The sequence below is a fragment of the Caballeronia sp. Lep1P3 genome (assembly GCF_022879595.1).
Classification (GTDB): domain Bacteria; phylum Pseudomonadota; class Gammaproteobacteria; order Burkholderiales; family Burkholderiaceae; genus Caballeronia.
This window is the reverse complement of the sequence record NZ_CP084266.1, coordinates 973,271-991,819: the sequence shown is the minus strand read 5'-3', so window position 1 is coordinate 991,819 and position 18,549 is coordinate 973,271. Positions and strand designations below refer to the sequence as shown.

Annotated in this window: 14 protein-coding genes and 1 pseudogene; all 15 read left to right on the top strand. The window is 56.2% G+C overall.

Annotated elements, in window-relative coordinates; translation table 11 throughout:
• Nucleotides 1-212: 212 nt before the first annotated feature.
• Nucleotides 213-1,409: a site-specific integrase gene (locus LDZ27_RS19050; protein WP_244816432.1), complete on the top strand. Its 1,197-nt coding sequence runs from the start codon at nt 213-215 to the stop codon at nt 1,407-1,409.
• Nucleotides 1,406-3,049, top strand: a complete 1,644-nt coding sequence (locus tag LDZ27_RS19045) for a tyrosine-type recombinase/integrase (RefSeq protein WP_244816431.1) — start codon at nt 1,406-1,408, stop codon at nt 3,047-3,049. The genes LDZ27_RS19050 and LDZ27_RS19045 overlap by 4 nt, the downstream gene beginning before the upstream one ends.
• Nucleotides 3,027-5,024 carry an integrase gene (locus tag LDZ27_RS19040; protein WP_244816430.1) on the top strand — a complete coding sequence of 666 codons (1,998 nt, stop codon included), beginning with the start codon at nt 3,027-3,029 and terminating at the stop codon, nt 5,022-5,024. Before LDZ27_RS19045 ends, LDZ27_RS19040 begins: the two co-directional genes overlap by 23 nt.
• Complete coding sequence (locus LDZ27_RS19035) at nt 5,017-5,436, top strand: hypothetical protein (protein ID WP_244816429.1); 420 nt, start codon at nt 5,017-5,019, stop codon at nt 5,434-5,436. The genes LDZ27_RS19040 and LDZ27_RS19035 overlap by 8 nt, the downstream gene beginning before the upstream one ends.
• A 365-nt stretch (nt 5,437-5,801) precedes the next feature.
• Nucleotides 5,802-6,029, top strand: coding sequence for a hypothetical protein (locus tag LDZ27_RS19030; RefSeq protein WP_244816428.1), 228 nt, complete (start codon nt 5,802-5,804; stop codon nt 6,027-6,029).
• A 6-nt stretch (nt 6,030-6,035) separates the two neighbouring features.
• Nucleotides 6,036-6,851 (top strand): ABC transporter permease, encoded by an 816-nt coding sequence (locus LDZ27_RS19025; protein WP_244816427.1) that lies wholly within the window; start codon nt 6,036-6,038, stop codon nt 6,849-6,851.
• The gene (locus LDZ27_RS19020; protein WP_244816426.1) at nt 6,848-7,510 is read left to right on the top strand and encodes an ABC transporter ATP-binding protein; all 663 of its coding nucleotides are present in this window, start codon (nt 6,848-6,850) and stop codon (nt 7,508-7,510) included. Before LDZ27_RS19025 ends, LDZ27_RS19020 begins: the two co-directional genes overlap by 4 nt.
• Nucleotides 7,507-7,818: a hypothetical protein gene (locus tag LDZ27_RS19015; RefSeq protein WP_244816425.1), complete on the top strand. Its 312-nt coding sequence runs from the start codon at nt 7,507-7,509 to the stop codon at nt 7,816-7,818. The genes LDZ27_RS19020 and LDZ27_RS19015 overlap by 4 nt, the downstream gene beginning before the upstream one ends.
• A gap of 118 nt (nt 7,819-7,936) precedes the next feature.
• Nucleotides 7,937-9,319 (top strand): annotated as a pseudogene (locus LDZ27_RS19010) (IS5 family transposase); the annotation flags it as partial.
• A 2,331-nt stretch (nt 9,320-11,650) separates the two neighbouring features.
• Complete coding sequence (locus LDZ27_RS19005; protein WP_244814135.1) at nt 11,651-12,877, top strand: ISL3 family transposase; 1,227 nt, start codon at nt 11,651-11,653, stop codon at nt 12,875-12,877.
• A gap of 68 nt (nt 12,878-12,945) precedes the next feature.
• Entirely contained in the window at nt 12,946-13,227 is a 282-nt protein-coding gene (locus LDZ27_RS19000; protein WP_244816424.1) for a hypothetical protein, read from the top strand.
• 74 nt (nt 13,228-13,301) lie between these two features.
• Nucleotides 13,302-14,255, top strand: a complete 954-nt coding sequence (locus LDZ27_RS18995; protein WP_244816423.1) for an IS5 family transposase — start codon at nt 13,302-13,304, stop codon at nt 14,253-14,255.
• A gap of 214 nt (nt 14,256-14,469) precedes the next feature.
• Entirely contained in the window at nt 14,470-16,938 is a 2,469-nt protein-coding gene (locus LDZ27_RS18990; RefSeq protein WP_244816422.1) for a glycosyltransferase, read from the top strand.
• Complete coding sequence (locus LDZ27_RS18985) at nt 16,935-17,423, top strand: class I SAM-dependent methyltransferase (protein WP_244816421.1); 489 nt, start codon at nt 16,935-16,937, stop codon at nt 17,421-17,423. Before LDZ27_RS18990 ends, LDZ27_RS18985 begins: the two co-directional genes overlap by 4 nt.
• 251 nt (nt 17,424-17,674) lie before the next feature.
• A complete protein-coding gene (locus LDZ27_RS18980) occupies nt 17,675-18,451 on the top strand; it encodes a hypothetical protein (RefSeq protein WP_244816420.1) in 777 nt (258 codons plus the stop codon).
• The last annotated feature ends 98 nt before the right edge of the window (nt 18,452-18,549 follow it).

Genomic DNA, 18,549 nt, shown 5'->3' with positions numbered 1-18,549 from the left:
CTTAGTGCGGGGTTTTTCTTTTTCTATTTAGGTTGCGAAGGTCAATAGACTGCAACCTTGAACGAAGGGGCACCGCGGCCCCGGACTTTTTTAATGCGGTACATGGCAGTGAAGTCCACTCGCGAAGCGCATCGAGACGAAACCCACCGGCATCGCCATAAAAAGTCGTAAACTTAGCCTGCGTTGAGATCGCATCCGTGAGGGAGGCGTCCATGGGCGCTCAGTTTCACGTTGTGCTGGTTAGACAGTCAGGAGGCGAACGTCTACCCATCTTGTTGGATGCGGATCGACAGCCCGTTCCCTGGATCAACGTCTACTTGATCAAGCGCTTGCGGTTGCGGCTCTCGGCGAACAGTCTCGTCAAGACGTTATACGTTCTCGGCCAGCTCTGGGCATGGTCGGTGAGCGAAAACTTCCCTTTACGGGCACGACTCGTTTCAGGACAAGGTCTCAGCCAGGACGAAATCGTAAGCCGTTTATACCCCTGGTTGCGACGCAGCGCCCCAACGTCCGGGAAGGTAACCAAGCTTGTCGTCTCGCCGAGTACGTTAGGGTTTAGGCTGAACGTCGTCGCAAAGTGCATCATATGGCACCTAGAAGGCGTGATGTCAACGTTGCCAGTAGGCGCCCCCGAAATCACGGACATCCGGGCGAGAGTGGCGCTGACACAGCGATGCTTCGCTTCACTTGCTCAGGCGGGCAGGCCTTCTGCCAAGCATGCAGCACCGTTATCGCATCAACAACTGCACCGACTTCTGCAAGTCTGCCATCCGGATGCTGATGAAAATCCATGGAAAGCGACGTATCGGCAGCGCAACTATCTGATCGTCCTGCTGCTAGGAACGCTAGGCATGCGGCGTGGCGAGTTGCTCAAGCTTCGTGTTTCGGATTGCTTACTGTCGCGGAACGATCCGCAACTTCGGATCGCGCGAGCACCCGACGATCCAGACGATCCGCGGCTCAATGAACCGCAGGTAAAGACCGAGCCACGTCATGTACCGTGTGACTGTTCTCTAGCGCGATACCTCAATGACTACATCTGCCAATCGCGTCGACGCGTACCCGGGGCAGCCCGCACGCCGTTTCTGTTCTTGAGCAGAAGTGGCCGCCCGATGAGTCTTGTCCGCGTCAACGAGCTCCTAAGCCAGGTTGGCGCTTTGCATCCCGAGTTAGAGCACTTGCATCCGCATCGACTGCGCAGTACCTGTGCGACCGAATTCCGTTTGACCGGCCTGGCAAACGGTCTCGACGATGAGCGTGTGACCCGGAACATGATGTACTTCTTTGGATGGCGTTCAGCTGAATCCGTCAGACCGTATATTGAGGCCGCGATCCGCAAGGAGTCGTCCGAAATCAGCCTGGCATATCAAAGCGCGCTCTTTAGACAGGCGCAAGGAAGCCCCTCGTGACTAACCAAGAGGTGAATCGAGCGATGCGGGTGCACTTGCAGCGCTATGGGCTGCCCTTATTGCCCGAAGGCGTAGTCGATCGTGATGGCAGGCGAGTGAGCCTTGAAGGTGACGTGTGGCGATGCAACGTCGCGTCGAAACACGTTTCAATGGACTGGTCGCGCCTTGCAGTCGGCAACATCATCGTGAACTATGCACTGCGGCGTTGGGTGATCATGCTTCTGACTCAGAAGTCGGGCATCACCGTTTCGATTGCTGCGGAGTCGACGGCAAGCGCGCTGAGCGGAGCAAGCGGCAGAAGCCAGGAGATCGTCTCTCCGACGCAGGCCGGTTTATGGCAGCGTCTGGCAGATATTGACGAACCAAGAGTTTTGCGACCCGCGTTAAGCGCGCTTATCAAGCATGCAGTGCAGGTCCTCCGTGAACACAAACAACTCACGCATTTCTATGTCGTTCGCAGGTGGTATGTCTGGTGTGCCGAAATGCTTGCATGCCTAGGCTTCGATGAACAGTTTGCACGGGAACTCGACGAGATTCAGGTACCGGTGCCGCCTTCCCGGCTGGCAGTGGACCTAGAAGACGAAGATCAAGGACCACTGTGGGACGTTGAGGTGACGCTTTTACGTCGCGCGCTGAACGAGGACACATCAATGAAGCGCGTCGACGTCATGCAGCGCGCAGCGGTAGCCCTCTGCCTCGCGTATGGACGCAACCCGGCCAACTTCTGCTTGCTGCGTGAGACCGATTTGAGCAATTTGCTCCAAGGGTTCGACGTACCGCCTCAGTGGGTGCTTGCGATTCCTAGAATAAAGAAGCGGGGCTGCGGCGCACGGCAGGCGTTCGTGCAAGAGCCGGTGAGCGACGAATTGCTCAAAGTGCTGCAGCAATTGATCGAGGTCAACAAAACGCTCGATTGCGGTCATCGTCCCAGACCGCTCTTCATGCGAGACCAAATAGATAAGTGGCATCAAGGCACGGATATGGGTGAGTTCGCATATCACCTGACATCCACAAGGTTCTGCCAACACGTAAGCGACTTCGCACGACGCATGGGCCTGATCTCGCCGCGGACCTTGCGTCCGATCTGGATCAGCGGACGTCGACTCCGTTACACGTTCGCGACGGCCATGGTCGAGTTGGGAGTTTCGAGAGCCGTGTTGGCGACGATGCTCGACCATTCCGATACACGGCACGTTCACGTCTACTACGCGCTCAAGGGCAGACGCATGACCCGTATCCTCGATCGTGCGGCAGCTTTGAAGCTCAGTCCGCTGATGGACCTGTTCAGGGGCAAGATCGTCGGATCCGGTGAGCATGCCGTTAACGGTGGCCGTCCGGACAAGCGCGTCGTCTTTGTTGGCGATATGGCGGCCATTGCGCCAGTGGATATAGGCGCCTGCGGTCAAAGCGGTCTGTGCGCGCTGGATCCTCCGTTCTCTTGTTACGTCTGTGCAAAGTTCCAGCCTTATCGACAAGCGAATCACGGAGCCGTACTGGATGCCCTGATTGAGGGCCGCGACGTGCGTGCTCAACGGTATGGGACACGCGTCGCCGTGCAGCTTGATGAAGTGATTTACGCGGTTGCTCAGGTGGTGCGGACGGTGGAGGCTCATGCCCATGGAAACCGCCAGAAGACGTAAGTCTATGGCAGCACCGCGTTCTGCGATTGTGGCGCCTTCCGAGAACTGGCTGGTCAACCGGGCGGCGCTGATCGCGGAGGCGCAGAAAAACATGCCCTTCTCGGGCGTTGCATGGGAGTGCGCGATTTGGGACGTTTCTGACGCGTACCGTCATCGCACACGTGGCTATAACGCTGACAGGCCTGTACAAAGGCTTCTGTTCACGCGGCATAGCTTTCGACCGGGCGAAGCGGGACGGGCGTTCGAAGGTCCGTTTGGCGATGTGGTGAAGTCTCTGGTCTGCGTGCGACATCGTCAGCGCGGTCAATCCGCAATGAACCATATGGTGTTCGTGCGAGCGACACGATACGTTCATGAGGCTTTGGCCGATAAAGGATACGAAATCGGCGAACTGAGCGCCGACAACCTTGATGTCGCCGCGGCGGAACTCTTTGGACGCGAGCGCGAGTCATCGGCATACAAGGTAGTCGGATACATCGAAGAGTTTGCCGACATGCTCGACCGCAACGGCTTGTGCCGGCAGCGGCTTGACTGGCGTTACCGCCGAAAAATACGCCCGCGCTTCCTCTCCGACGGCCGCAAGCCAATCGACGGTGAGAGCATCGCTGTTCGCAGCCGCCTTCCGGATGAACAGGCCATCCAAGCCATCGGTGCGCTCTACCGATGTGTTCCGCGGGGTGCCCCGCCGACGGATCCTACCAGTGCCGATCGCATCTTGGTGCTGATCGCGACGCTCATGACGTGTACGGGCTTGCGCGTTGGAGAAGCGCTGACGCTTCCAGAAAGGCCGGTTTCGGTCGCTAAGGACGGCAGTAAAACGCTGCGGTACGCGCGTCTAAAAGGACGGGCAGATGATGTCACCGTCGATTGGACGCACAAGCCTTTGCTGACGGAGACGGAGAAACTCGTCGAAGAGGTCCTAGAAGAACTCCACTCAGCCACACAAGCGGCACGCTGTGTGGCGCGACGCTATCACGAGACCGGTGAGTTGCTAGCCAATGGTTCTTGCGCCAGCGAGTTCGATAGCGCCGTGTTGCCTTCGGTGCTCGGTCTGCGGAGCAGAAACGTCGCGCAGTTTCTGCAGACCCGACACATTCCGTATCGGCGGGTAGGGGGACTAATACGGGTTCACCGAGCCGATTTGCTGAAGGGGCTGACCCGGGATCACTGGACGAAGCCTGCGATATGGGGCGCGGCGGGCTCTGGGCTCGCGTTGCATGAAGCGCTTTGTGTGGTGTACACCAATCAGATGCACCGCGGGAGAAAGACAACCCTCACATACGCGGCGCGACCAATTACCTATCAGAACGTCAGCGATTTCCTGAGCGGCCGGTCCGGATGTGCGTCGATCTTCGAGCGTCATCAGATGGTGAATAGTGACGGCACGTGTATCGATATCCGCTCCCATGGCTTCCGTCACTTCCTGAATCATCTGCTGGACGAAGGCGGCACGCCCGAGCTTGTTCAAACCAAATGGTTCGGTCGCAAGCATACGGCGGATACGAAGGCCTATCACCACTTGACGCCTGTCGAGCAAGCGGCGCAAGTGCGGAAAGAGATCTTCGGCGGCCACATGAAAGGAGCGGTAGTCGACACCGCAAGAGCGCTTCCCGCGGATCGCGCCCAAATGTTTGTCTTAGCACGAGTACACGCCGTACACGACGTCGGCACAGGCATGTGCCTGCACGACTTCCAGATGTCGCCGTGTCCGCATCATCTGCGGTGCACGGTCGACTGCGATGACTACGTCTGGCGGGAGGCGGACGTCGAGCGTGCTGACGAACTCAAAAGGCAGGCAGCAGTCGTCAGGATCAGTCTCGAGACGGCCGGGAAGCGCGCAAAGGAGGGGCTAGTGGCGCCGGACTGGTTCACCCATCTGCAGTCAAGGTACGAGCAGTTGATGGGCCAATTGACGACGCTCGGATTCACTGAAGCGGATCTGGTGCGCTACATCGAGGGAGGGAGCAATGGGTAAGTCGATCCGTGCCAACTCAAAAATCAATGAACTGAAGGCAGCCAGCATCATTGCCAAAATCCAACGCTGGCAAGACGGCGAGTTCGGTAAAAAGCTGACGTGGGAGCGCATCGAGGCGTTCTCGGGCTTCACCCGGCAGGCGTTAAGCCGCCATCGGGCCATCGCGAACGCCTACCAGTCGGCCAAACGCGCTTTGGCCACCCGCAGACCTTCTTCCGGATCGCGATCGACCTACGGTGAGCTCCACCAGCTTGACCAGACGATTCAAAGCCTGCGTGAGCGTCTCAGTCAATTTGAGGTCCTGGAGCAAGTATGGCTCGAGCGATGGCAGCGCATTGCATACCACTGCTCGCGGCGCGGTCTGAGCATCGAAGAGTTCGACAAGCCTATTGACGGGCAAGAGAGACGGTAGGGCCCCGTACCTGTCGTGGCATCGAAGCGAAAAGCCAGTGCAAAAATCGCTCAGAGACATAAGTATTCCTATGGATCTAGAAATTTTACGCTGGACAATTGAGCTTAACTACAGACCCGGGGAATATGAGCGGCGATGATAAAAGCAGCGTAAGCCCCGACAAAGTTGACGATTACTCGACCCTCAACCGGCTTCCACTTAGTGCTGTCGTCCGCCGCTAGCAATCTTTACAGAACGACGAGACAGAACCGTTTGAAGCACAGGGGATATCGCTGGCGCAGGCGCTGGCTCGGTCGGGCGGTCTGAATGACGGTCGCGCGGACGCACGCGGAATTTTCGTATTCCGCTTTGAAGACGCAGCGCTGGTGAGCAGTCTTGATCCGTCGGTCAAGGCTAGCAATGGGAAGGTTCCAGTGGTGTATGAAATCAATTTGCGCGATCCAGCGGCGTTTTTCGTCACGCAGAATTTCCCGATCCAGAATCACGACGTCATTTACGTCGCGAATTCGCCAGGGGCGGAGTTCCGGAAGTTCCTCACTTATGTCGTAATGGTGGCCGATCCGACGGTGACCTTTACTCATGATTTTCAGTGACGGCGTATGACCAAGATTCGGACGCCATTTGAGATCACGTGCTCGGTCTGGCGCGCAATTTTCTTGCGCGAAGCGCTTGATCGTCTGTTCGAAGCGCGCGCTGCGTGGTTGTGGTTATTGATCGAACCGATAATGTATATCGCATTGCATGCATTCGGATTCGTGACATTCCACATTCACCAAGTCGGTGGAATGGGGATCAATATGTTCATCGTGGCCGGTTTCATTGGATTCCTGCTTTGGCGCCGCACGTGGACACAAGTGTTGCATGGAGTCGATTCGAACCGGGCCTTTTTCGCTTATCGACAAGTAAAGCCGTTCGATGTCGCGATCGTACGCGCAACGCTCGAACTGTTTCTGATGGTACCGATCTCTATCGTGATCATGGCGCTGGTGGTCATGTCCGGGCATGGTATAACGCAGAACACGCAGAATCCGGTCTGGCTTCCGCAAGATCCGTTGCTGCTATTGGGTGCGGTTTCCGCGCTATGGCTGTTAGGGCTAGGTCTTGGTCTGGTCACTTCGGTAGCAATGCGATTCGTTCCTGAAATCGACCACGTTTTCAAAATTCTTTATCTCCCGCTTTACTATATGTCAGGGGCGTTGGTTCCGCTGTCGACGTTCGTGCCAGAACCGTACCAGTACATCGCTGTTGCAAATCCGGTCGTCGACGGGGTGGAACTCATGCGTTTGGGTTACTACCCCAATTACATCGGACTCAAAGGCGTAAGCCTTGGATATATCTATGCATGGGCGTTAGGACTATTGCTTCTGGGGCTCATGTTATATAAGCGATTCTCCAAAAAATTGGTGACGCGATGATAGTCGTCGAAGACGTTCACAAACGTTACTGGGGTGAAAGCGGGGCGGGAAGATGGATTCTAAGGGGAGTCAACATCGCAATTCCGTCGCGACGCAGTGTCGCCTTGATAGGAAGAAATGGCGCCGGTAAATCGACGTTGCTGCGGATTATTGGTGGAATCGACTTTCCGACCAAGGGACGCGTCCACCGGCGGTGCCAGGTTTCGTGGCCTATGGGGGGAGCCGGGTTAGAAGGTACATTAACCGGGCGGCAAAATGCAAAATTTGTGTGTCGGATTCACGGTCATCAGGATGAACTTGCCGATCGCCTTGCTTTTATCCAAGACTTCGCTGAACTGGGAGCTGCTTTCGATCAACCCGTGCAGACTTACTCGTCGGGCATGCGCTCGCGTCTGCAGTTTGCGATGTCTTTGGCTTTCAATTTCGACGTGTATATCTCTGACGAAGTGACCGCGGCTGGAGACGCGAAATTCAGAAAGAAGGCCGCTGAGGCTTTCAGATCTAAGGCAGACCAGGCAAGCGTGGTCATGGTTTCTCACGACGAGCATACACTTGAAAAGTTCTGTAAGTCGGCTATCTGGATCAACAATGGCCAAGCTCACTGGTTCGACGATCTCCAGGATGGCTTGAAAGCATATAAGGATAATCTTCTCGCATGAATGAGTCATTGTTGCCCGCGAAGTCGGGCGTGATTTCCGGATTGCGCACGCTCTCCGGTCGATGCAAGGACGCGCTCTTTTCAGTCAGGATTTTTAAGTTGCTCGTGCGACTTGTCATCGCCTTCACGATTCTGTCGGTTCCTTATTGGCTCTTTTTTGCGTCCGAACGGTACGTTTCCAACGCCATTGTAGTCGTCCAACGAACGGATCAGGTGAGTGGTCCGCGCATTAGTCTTCCGCCGACGATTGCTGGACTCGGCGGAGCCAGCAATCCGAATAGCAGCGATCAGCTATGGCTGACTCAGTAGTCGGTCTTGCAGAATGCCGTGAAGCCAGGCGCTGCGTGGTAATAGGTGCAAACAGAGGGTTGCGGAACTCCCAGTTCCAATATGGAATTGGCCTATGTTCTGGGAGTGAGAAGCGCCGATGAGCACACCGGATTTCTTCCGCAGCCGCCTGGATGCAATGATCGATTTGCGGCACCCGCTGGCCGTACTGGCTAACCGAATGCCCTGGACGTCGATAGAAGCGACGTTGACACCGATCTTCGAGCGGCGTGCTCGCGAAGGCCGGCTGAGCGCAGAGGTTGATCTGTTCGGCACGGCGCCCAAGCTGGCGGGCGCGGGCCATAGCGCTGCCGGACGTCCGCGCCTGTCGACCCGGCTGATGGTCGGACTGCTCTACCTGAAGCACGCATACAACGAAAGTGATGAGTCGGTTTGCGAGCGCTGGGCACAAGACGTGTACTTCCAGTACTTCTGCGGCGAGGACTATTTCCAGCCGCGCCTGCCATGCGATCCGACCAACCTCGTGCGCTTTCGGCAGGCGCTGGGCGAAGCCGGCGTCGAGGAGATGCTCGCGACAACAATTGCGGCGGCCGTGCAAATGAAAGCCGTAAGGCCGGCCGAGTTCGAGCGCGTGATTGTCGATACGACGGTCCAGGAGAAAGCAATTGCCTACCCGACTGACAGCCGCTTGCTGGAGGTTGCACGAGGAAAACTCGCAAGGCTCGCCCAACGCGCCGGACTGACGCTCAAGCAGACCTACCAGCGCGAGGGGAAACAGTTGCGTCGCCGGGCAGGCGGCTATGCGCATGCCAAACAGTTCAAGCGTCTGCGCCGGGTGCTCAAGCGTCAGCGCACGATACTCGGACGATTGCTGCGTGACATCGAACGCAAATTATCGGGTGCATCCGCTGAGCAACAGGCATCCTTGCGAATCTGGCTGGAGCGCGCCTGGCGTATCTGCCGTCAGCGTGCGAAGGACAAGCACAAACTCTACGCGCTTCACGCGCCAGAAGTGGAATGCATATCCAAAGGCAAGGCCCGCCAGCCCTACGAATTCGGTGTCAAAGTCAGTCTCGCGATCACGGAGAAGCAGGGTCTGATCGTCGGTGCGCGCTCGTTTGCAGGCAACCCTTACGACGGGCACACGCTGGCCGCGCAACTTGAACAAACGAACATCTTGCTGCAGGATTTGCCGGGCACGCCGACGCCGAAGATCGTGCTGGCCGACCTCGGATTTCGCGGTGTGGATGCCGATGTTGCGCCGGTGCAGCTGATTCATCGAGGTAAACACAAGGCGCTAAGCAGTACGCAGCGAAAGTGGTTAAAGCGCCGCCAAGCGATCGAGCCGATCATCGGGCACGTAAAACAGGAGCACGGCATGCGGCGTTGCTGGCTAAAAGGGCAAATCGGCGACGCGTTACACGCAGTGTTGTGCGCGGCGGGCTACAACTTGCGCTGGCTGTTGCGCGCCATCGTCCGCCTGGGGCTTGCGCCCATATTTTTTGTTCTTGCGTGGCTGCGCTGCTGGTTCAAAGACTCGCCCGAAGCCTTGTTCGCGCCCCGCGCGACCGTCCGAGATGGAAAGGTGGGACTGCGCCCCGATCGACCACTCGGGAGCACGCGCGAGCGAGATCGAATTTTGCAGGTGAGACTAAAGAAGATCAAGATGACTGCCAACGAGAACATTCAAACAAACCTTGAATCTAGGCTCAAGGACCTGACGCAAGAAAACGATCTCTTGCTTCGGCAAGTTCATCACGTGCAGCAAGAGTTGGAGCGTCACTATCGGCGTCATCAAGAGCGTGAAAACATCAAATCTGAGGAGTTGCAAGGCACCTCGGTACAAGATGAGTGGACGGTAGGTGACGAACGGACAGAGGTTCTAGCTGAAAACCGGCGCTTGCGAGCCTTAGTCGAGACACAGAGAAAAATACATCGACTTGAGGCTCAGAATGCACTCAATGTCAAGTTGGGCGACATCTTGGTCCAAGGTGTAGGCTCGCCTGGCGGACTGCTTTCGATGCCGGCTAAGTTGGGGAAGATTTGGTGGGGATCGAGCCGGCAAGTCCCTCCCAAGTCGCTCGGCGGAAAAGACTTTAAGAAGGTCGTCGCCGCGTATCGGCACGGTGGGTTCGTCGCAGTCGAGAAGCTGCTGGCCGAAGCTTCCGCTTTACCGGCTGTGCAGGCCAGTGCGTATACGGTTCTGGCTCGTCAATTGATGAACGACGGTGCGTATGCATATGCTGCGGATGCAGCGCATCGTGCATATGCTCTTGATCCTAAACCGTATCGCCTGAAGTGGCTCGCGTTTCGGCTACACGATGCAGAAAACTACGTCGAAGCGGAAGCGATGTTGGACATCCTGCCACCGAATACATCTTTCAGCGAATCTGAAGCACGTCAGGCAGATCAGTTGCGCCACGACGCGAGATATTTCCGCCAGAATGAAGTTGAGCAGCGTCTTCCGTTTTCTGGAAGGAATGAGCATCACAAAGAGGCGGTCGATACTCAAATTGACCTGCAACCTGTCCAAGTAGTACCTGCTGATGTCCGGCCCAATGCAGACCATCGGGTAAGTCAAGAACTGCCATATTTCGTCAATCCGGAATACCCGGGGCGACTATCTATTGATGACTTGTTCTCGGAGCTTGCTCGCTACGAACTGATATCGTTCGACGTCTTCGATACGGCGATTCACCGCACGGTCGAGAAGCCCGCTGATGTTTTCCGAATTCTCGCCGCCCGCTCGGGTATCAGCGAGTTCATGACAATCCGGAAGCAGGCCGAGGCGTACGCTCGGTCGGTGAACGACCGAATGCTTGGCACACGAGAGGTGACGCTGGGCGAAATCTACGAAGTGCTTGAGTGGCGTTACGGCGTGGATAGGAAATGGGAGCAAGCTGAGGCGGACTTGGAGATCGAACTATGTCGGCCCAACGCCTACATCAAGGCAGTTTTCGATCGTCTCAAGGCAATGGGGAAAACGCTCGTCTTCATGAGTGACATGTATCTGCCGCATGGCGTGCTTGATGAGATGCTCGCTAAGTGCGGATATGACGGCTTCGCTAAGATATACCTTTCAAACGAGCACAAAAAGCGTAAAGGGGACGGCACGCTTCAAAAGGTGCTACTGGACGAATACGGTCAGCAGCATTCGATCGTCCATGTTGGCGATGTCTACACGGCTGATGTTGAGAAATCTGTTGAAGCTGGCATCTCGGCGATCTACAGCGCGGATCAGCGTTGCTTCATTCGAGAGAATGATATGGATAACCTGGCTGGTAGCTTCTACCGGGCCGTTATCAACAATTTTATGGGGACCGGCGTTTGGGACAAAGGTCTTCATTACAGCCACGGTTTCCGGGTTGGCGGCATTCTTACCCTGGGATACTGTGAGTTCATCGAAAGAACCGTCCGCGAGAAGGCGATTGACAAGATTCTTTTCCTTGGCCGCGACTGCGACGTTATCTCGAAAGCCTATCGGCAGTACTATGGCGCGACGGCAAGCGAATATGTCGGTATTTCGCGCTACGCGATCCTAGGCCTGACGATAGACCGCAACTACGGTGATTTCATCAATCGTTCGTTTTTTCGTTGGTTTCGCGAATCGAACAACTCGAGGTCGATCGAGCAGCTCCTCGTCGAGACCGGCTTTGCCTGTCTCATCGAGCATCTCGAGGCGTTCGACATCGACAAATTTCTGCCTCTTTTGAATTCTCAGTGGGTGGTTTGGCGGGTCAAGGGCGAGCGTAAGCTCGGCGCAGGGAACCCTTGAGGCGCACTGATTCGATAAGCTGAGTCATGGCTGGTTGCGGCAGAATGCTGCAACCAACCATGCAAGACGAAACGAACAATGACGAACCAACTGTTTGAAGCCGCTCTGGGAATCAAGGCCCCGTGGTATGTACAAAGCGTCGACTTTGATGCCGGCAAACGCCAGCTCACGATTGCCGTGGACTTCGTCGCGGGCAGCCGGTTCGGTTATGCCAGCGTCGCCGGCGAGCATCCGGTGCACGACACGCAAATCAAGCGTCTGCGCCATCTGAATTTCTTCCAGCACGAGTGCTATCTGGAAGTACGGGTGCCGCGCGTGCGCTTGCCGGACGGCTCGGTACGGTTGGTGGAACCTGATTGGGTCGGCCAACTCAGCGGCTTCACGTTGCTGTTCGAGGCGCTCGTGCTGATGCTCGCTCAGCAGATGCCGTTTGCTGCCGTGGCGCGCATCGTCAACTTGTCGTGGCACCGGGTTCACGCCATCTGCTCGCGCTATGTGGAACTGGCGCTCGCGTCGGCGGACCTGTCGGATGTGACGATGGTGGCGATTGACGAAACCTCGTACCGGCGCGGTCATGAGTATCTGACACTGGTTGCCGACATGCAGGCGCGGCGGGTCGTGTTCGTAACAACCGGCAAGGATGCCAGCACGATTGAACGCTTCGCCGCCTATCTGGGCCAACACGGCGGCAAGCCCGAGCAGGTCGGCTCGGTCAGCATCGACATGTCGCCGGCTTTCATCAAGGGCGTCGACGAACATCTACCCAATGCGCGGCTGACCTTCGACAAGTTTCACGTCGTCGCGCACGCGTCCAAGGCGCTCGATACAGTGCGTCGGCAACAACAGAAGGTCGACCCGGAACTTAAAGGCATGCGCTGGATACTGCTGAAAGACGCGAACAAACTCAATCTGGCCCAACTGACCGACCTCGAGGCGCTTATCAGTCAGTACACCACCAGCCGCACGGCCCGCGCCTGGCTGTATCGCGAGCAACTGCGTGAGATTCTCGAGCGCAAGCAAATCAATGTCGTCTCCGAAATGTTGCAACAGTGGTGCACCAACGTCATGCGCTCGAAGGTCGAACCAATGAAGGACGTGGTGCGATTGATTCGCCGGCACTTCGACGGCATCGTCGCCTGGACCCAGACCCGCCAGACCAACGGCTTCATCGAAGCCATCAACGGACTGTTTCAGGCCGCCAAACGCAAGGCACGCGGATACGCTCGCTTCGAAACCATGCGAACGGTCCTGTTTCTCATCGCAGGCAAACTGGACTTCTCCGCCTTCAACTCGCATGCCCGCTGAAGGCCGTTACCCACTCCGCTTTCAAAAGAGCCAAATTTCTTTTCCCAGCAAGCGCGAATAAGCGTCGATTGGAAGATTTTTTCTGGGTGCACAAGGGCATCGTCGAGGCGCATCTCGCCGAAAGCGTTGCTGCGGCGACGCAATACTTTAGCAAGGCAATCGGTGATGCGAAACGGGTCCTGGTTGTCGACATCGGCTGGAGTGGAACGTGTATTTCTAGCCTGCGCCATTTCGTTCAGTCTAAGCTCGCCGATGCGGCGCCTGAAGTCTTCGGCGCACTTATGTGCACAAGCCGAAGCGAGCAAGTGACGAACGCAGTGTCCGAGGGATTCATCAGTGCGTATGTTTAGGAAACTCTGCGTAACCCTGTCATGGCATCGATTAGGAATGCTACTATTGACGTTACAGACATGGAGGCATTGTGATGACGCAACTTCATCTCGGTTTGAACCTTTCGACCAAGCGAACGCGTAAGCGGGAGTTTTTGGACGAGATGAGACGAGTGGTGCCATGGTCAAGATTGATCGAGTTGATCGAGCCGCACTATCCAAAGGGCAAAGCCGGACGTCCTCCTTTTCCAATCGCGACGATGTTGCATATTCACTTCCTGCAACAATGGTTTAGTCTGTCGGATCCAGCGATGGAAGAGGCCCTCTACGATGTGCCGCTGTATCGGGAGTTCGCGGGTCTCGACGGCGCGATGACCCGCCTCCCGGATGAAACGACCATCCTGCGGTTTAGGCACCTGCTCGAAGCACATGGGATCGCTGCGCAAATCCTGGCGGTGGTCAATGAGATATTGCGCGACAAGGGATTGATGCTCAAGGCGGGATCGGCCGTCGATGCCACGTTGGTCGCGGCGCCCAGCTCGACCAAGAACGGCTCGGGCACACGCGATCCCGAGATGCAGTCGACTCAGAAAGGCCGCAACTGGTACTTCGGCATGAAAGCCCACGTGGGCGTGGACGCAGAATCAGGCTTGGTTCACACGGTCATCGGCACGGCAGCTAACGTGCACGACATCAATGTGGCACATGCGTTGTTGCACGGGGAGGAGACGAGTGTTTATGCCGACGCCGCATACCAGGGCATCGAAAAGCGTGAGCAAGCGGGTTCGGCCCGATGGCACGTTGCAATGCGGCCCAGCAAGCGCAGGAAACTGAATCTAGACGACCCTGTCGACGCGATATACGACAAGATTGAAAGGCTGAAGGCTGGTATTCGGGCGAAGGTTGAGCATCCTTTCCGAATACTCAAACGACAATTTGGCTACACGAAGACGCGATACCGGGGGCTGGCGAAGAATACCGCTCAAATCACTACGTTGTTTGCGTTGGGCAATCTATGGATGATGCGCAACGCGCTACGCCACTCGTAGAGAGGCCGCCAGATGAACGTGGCCTTCATGTCCTTGCTAAAAGTCACAACCTCTTAACCGCATCGACGTGGTGACCTAATTCAGCAATCGACAGGCTTGCGCGAGGGAAAGTGGAGCTCCAACGCATACTGTTTACAACGAGTCTTCGTCCACGCCTGTCGCATGCGCCTCGAAACGCATTGTGCAGACGCTCCTTTACTCCCCGATGGCGGACATGGATACGACCCGACGGTTTTATCCGGGCGGGGTCGCGCTGACACAGGAAAAGCAAGACCGGACGCGTCATCCGCTTGAGTACTTATTCACCGAAGCGAATGCGTCAGTGGTGGGCTATGGCTTCGACGCGGCCGGGGAACCCGTTGTGTTGCGGGGATCGAACGTGCCGCAAAATGCGGTGCAAATCAAGGCAATGCAGCACGGCATACTCGATTTCATCGGGGAATATCTGGGTTATTCCGGTCCCCATCGGGACATCCGCCCGGTGTCCGGTTACGTCGCTATCACTCCGCTCTGGTTGTCCATCAAGCAGAACCGTTATACGTTCGATGTTTACAAAGATTTTCTCTACGACGCCGCGCCTGTGCTTTTCGGCAAATCAGTGTTCCGTGATTTCGGCGACCTGTTCAGCGAATTCAAGCAGGACGTGCCGCTTGTCGAGACCGTCGATGCCATCAATGGACGGATTCTTTTTGTCACGCCAGAACTGATATATACCGGGGCACTACATAGCTTGTTGCGCATATGTAAGGTCGCGATTTCGCTTGGTTATGCGCCCTTAGTCTGGTCTGCCAAGGCGGGGAACTTCGAGCAAGAGTTCAAGAGGCTCGGTATTCCCGTCGAGATCGTTGATGCCAAGGTCGCTGAAAAACGCATAAAGGGGTTGATTGCTAGCGGCGTAAAGTTAGCCGTCTGCAATACGGTTGTCACTGACCGCTATGTGCGTTGCTTGGAGCGGGCTTTTCCGGTCGTCTGGTACGTCCGCGAGGCGACGAATCTTCCGGATTTCGTCCATGGCAACGCCGAGCGCGCTGTCACATTGAAGTCCAATCAGAACATCGTTTGCGTCAGTGAGTACGCAGCTGCGGCAATTCGAAAATTTTCGGACGGTCCAATTGAAGTTGTTCCAAACAGTACCGAGGACCGATCAGGCCTTGCCTTGCCATACACGCCTCGCAGTGGCGGTAAGCACAAATTCGTCCAGCTTGGGACTATCGAGTACCGCAAGGGCTACGACTTGTTCATCATGGCCTACCGATCGATGCCGCAGACGTATCGTGATCGCGCCGAACTCCATTTTGCCGGCGGCTTCATCAATAGCGGTACGAGCTTCGCTTCGTACGTTTTCAGTCTCGCTGACGGTGATCCGGGAATTCATTTTCATGGCCTGATCGAAGACGAAGGCGAAAAAATTGGCCTGATTTCGCGTATGGATACCGTTGTCGTGGCCTCGCGGGACGAATCATTTTCCCTGGTAGCTATCGAAGGTGCAATGCTGTCGAAACCCGTTATTGTGTCGACGAATGTCGGTGCGAAGTACCTCATCGACGATGCCAGCGGTCGCATTGTTGAGTCTGGGAACATTGCGGCACTACGAGACGCGATGATAGCGTTCATCGACCTTGAGGAGACCGAATTAGTTGCCATGGGGGCTGCATCGCGTCGGCAGTACGATGAGTACGCTGGCATGGACGCGCATTGTCGCGACCTGGACGGGCTGTTTTCGCGGCGAATTGCGAAGGGTCCGTCATTCGACACCGCCTCCCCAATGCTCGGGCAAACAAACGCCCTTGTTGAGGCAGCAAAGAAGCAGCCGCTTCCCGAAGTAATCGTGTCGATGACGTCGTATCCCCCGAGGATGGGCACCAGTGCAGCGTGCGTCGCGTCTCTGCTCAAGCAGACGATGGTGCCCAGCCAAGTGCAACTCTGGTTGTCTAAGGATCAATTCCCCAAACTCGACGCCGACTTGCCTGCGGAACTGCTTGCTCTGGTCGGCAAGGACTTTCGCATTCATTGGGTCGAGGGCGACCTGGGACCGCACAAGAAGTACTTCTATGCCATGCGGCAATTCCCAACGGCGCTGATCATCACGGTAGACGACGACGTTATTTACGAACCGAACCTTGTGGAGACGCTCGTCAACGCGCACCGGGAAGACCCCCGCGCAATCATCTGCAACCGCGCAAATCTTGTCCTCTTCCGCAAAAGTGGCGAGTTGCGCTCTTATGATGGCTGGCTGTATGACTATCGCTATCTGCGTGGCAGACCTACCTACCAGCTTCTGCCCACCGGTATCGGCGGCGTGCTTTACCCGCCGGGCGCTGTTCCCGCACGTGCTTTCGATGCCGACGCCGTCGCCGCAACATGCTGGCATGGCGATGACCTGTGGCTGAAAGCGTGGACAACTGCAAGTGGTTACCCGGTGAGAATGCCGCAGACGGTCGCAGGTTTCAAGCAAATCGAGGGATCCCAAGCTGTTGGGCTGTGGCGCGAGAATGTCTTTCAAGGAGTGAATGATCGAGTGTTTGCGGAAATCCTTACATTCTTCGGCGAATACTTCGGTGCGCGCGATGCCCTTCTTGCTCGCATTCGTGGCATTCGGCCAGACGGTTCGTTCGCTGGTGAGTTCGATGCTTCTGATCGGATGTCAATCTTCCCCAAGACGGAACAGGGGGGGAAGTTATGACGTCTCCAGCCTATCTGGCCAACCTGCTTGGCGACGCGATTCCCAGCGACCACTGCCGACAAACGAGCGCTTCTCAATGCATGCAGGCACTCGTGAAAAGCGGCTTTCGCCCGGCAAATGTCCTGGACTTCGGGTGCGGCGACGGCCGCTCCATCGACCTGTTCCGTGATCTGCTTCCCGAGGCGCGATGGTCGGGCCTCGATGTCGCTTCCTCGCCGGAGGTCGACAAAAGAAAACGCGCTGATGGTGAATTCATTACTTACAATGGCTACAACTTTCCGTTGCCGGATGAAAGTTACGAATGTGTTTACACCGACCAGGCCCTCGAGCATGTCCACAAGCCGGACGTCGCGGTCATGGAGATCGCACGCGTACTAAAGCCAGGCGGACTTTTCGTCGGGCAGAGTTCGAGCCCTATCATTCGTTCAGCTTCTGGAACTTTACGGTTTATGGGTTCAAGCGGCTCGTGGAAGACGCTGGCCTGATCTTGCTGGCGTTGCGGCCGGGCATCGATGGCTTCACTCTAATGGAAAGGGCTTTCCGAGATAGGTCGCCAGAGTTCAACGATTACTTCATAAGTGAATCGCCTCGGAACGCTGAAATCGAATCAGTCCTGCTGAGTGAAAGAGAGAGTCTGCGAAATATCAACCACAGGAAGCTACATTTTTGCGGTCAGTTCAGCTTCGTCGTTAAGAAATGACGCCGGTGGCTGACCCTTCCGTTGGCGGGTTCATGCATGAGAAGCGATGTGATCAATAAGGCGTATCAGGCTTACCGCACTGGCGACTTCGAAGGAGCTTTGAGGCTGTATCACCGGTTGGCAAGTGAACTCGGGCATAAGGCGTTTTACGCGACTATTCTGTTATGCCTTGGAAAGTTGGATGCCGACGCGTCAGACTTGAAGTCTGCCGGCATCGACTGCGTCGCCAGAAGCAAGTTTGACATCTTTAGCGAACTTTTCGGGCGGGATGTCATTGTGTCACTGACATCGTATCCCGCAAGAATTTGCGCCGTGGCAGAGACGGTCAGAAGTCTGATGGTTCAAAGCTTCAAGCCTGAGAAGATTTTGTTATGGTTGGCAAAGGAGCAGTTTCCTGGAGGAGAAGAAGATCTCCCTCCCCAATTGCTCCAGTTGAAGAGTGAGAAGTTCTCGATCGGGTGGTGCGAAGATATCGGGCCATACAAGAAATTGATACCGACTTTGGCACGTTATCCCGACAACATAATTGTCACTGCTGACGACGATATCCTTTATGAGCCAAGCTGGCTGGCCCAGTTGATGACCACTCATATCCAAGAGCCGGGGGCAATTGTCTGCCACCGGGCGCATCGCGTGTCCTTGGCCGACAGCGGCAACTTCGATTCATATGGCGCTTGGGACAAGTGCATTCAACGCGGGACGTCTTCGTTCGACTATATATTCACAGGATGTGGCGGGGTGCTTTATCCACCCGGAAGTTTGGCCTCTTTTGAATTCTCAGTGGGTGGTTTGGCGGGTCAAGGGCGAGCGTAAGCTCGGCGCAGGGAACCCTTGAGGCGCACTGATTCGATAAGCTGAGTCATGGCTGGTTGCGGCAGAATGCTGCAACCAACCATGCAAGACGAAACGAA